This window comes from Streptomyces sp. NPDC006624 (assembly GCF_040611555.1).
Lineage (GTDB): Bacteria > Actinomycetota > Actinomycetes > Streptomycetales > Streptomycetaceae > Streptomyces.
This window is the reverse complement of record NZ_JBEXOM010000066.1, coordinates 1-1,333: the sequence shown is the minus strand read 5'-3', so window position 1 is coordinate 1,333 and position 1,333 is coordinate 1. Positions and strand designations below refer to the sequence as shown.

Here is a 1,333-nt window from a genome sequence, read left to right as displayed (position 1 = left end):
AGCGGATACAGCCCGATGCCGTCGCTTCGATTTCGCAAGTCGACTGGTCCGGACTGGATCCGTCGCAGCGATCCTCTGAATTGGATCGTGCGCTCGCCGAAGAAGGCGCCAATCCCATCGACCTTAGCCGCGATCCGATGCTGCGCACGACGCTGATCGCGCTGGGCGACGAAGAGCACGTGCTGATCCTGACCCTGCACCACATCGCCGCCGATGGCTGGTCGATGGACGTGCTGGTCGAAGAGTTCGGCGCGCTGTACGCGGCTCACAGCCAAGGCCAGCCCGCGTCGCTGCCGGCGCTGCCGGTGCAATACGCCGACTACGCGCTGTGGCAACAGGCACAGGTCAAGACGCTGGCCGACGGCCTCGACTATTGGTCGCAACAACTGGCCTCGGCGCCGGAACTGACCACGTTACCGAGCGACCGCCCGCGCCCGGCGCAGATGTCGGCGCAGGGGGCGAACCATCGCAGCGAGCTTTCGCCGGAGTTGATGCAGCGCGTGCGCGTGTTCTGCCAAGCCCGCGACGTCACCCCGTTCATGCTGCTGGAGTCGGTGCTGGCGCTGCTGGTCGGCCGCTACGGCGATCAACGCGACGTGGTGATCGGAACGCCGGTCGCCGGTCGTCTGCAGCGCGAAGTCGAGCCGCTGGTCGGCTGCTTCGTCAACAACCTCGCGCTGCGCACGAAGCTGGCGCCGTCGATGCGTTTCGACGAGTTGCTGGCGAACACGCGCTCTACCGTGATCGACGCCTACGGCCAACAGGCCGTGCCGTTCGATCAGGTAGTGGAGCGCCTGCAGCTGGAGCGCAGCCTCAGCCACAGTCCGCTGTTCCAGATCCTGTTCACCCTGCAGAACACCGCACAGCGTCGTCTGGAACTGCCGGAGCTGAGGGTGACGGCGTTGCCGTATGCGGCGGATACCACCAAGTACGACCTCGAACTCACGGCGTGGGAGCACGAAGGCGCGATGCGCCTGAGCTGGCAGTACGCGACGGCGCTGTTCGATGCGGCGACGGTGGAAGCGCTGTCGGCGCACTTCGAAACCTTGCTGTCGGCAGCGTTGGACGCGCCGGAGACGCCGGTATACCGGCTGCCGATGCAGACAGCGGCCGAGCGGGCGAGCTGGCAGGCCTGGAACCGCAGCGGCAAGGATTACCCGCGCGACCGCAGCGTGCATTCGTTGTTCGAAGCGCAGGTTCGGCGCACGCCGGACGATATCGCCGCGACCGATGGGAAGCGCGAGCTTAGCTATGCGGAACTCGATGCCTGGGCGAAGCGCGCCGCGCATGCGCTGCGCGAGCTGGGCGTGGGCCCGGACAGCGTGGTCGGCGT

The 1,333-nt window shown here is 67.0% G+C and carries 1 protein-coding gene; it reads left to right on the top strand.

Going from position 1 to position 1,333, the window contains the following annotated elements:
• Positions 1-1,333: condensation domain-containing protein (locus ABZY20_RS37185; RefSeq protein ID WP_356447951.1), on the top strand; the 1,333-nt coding region annotated here is incomplete at both ends.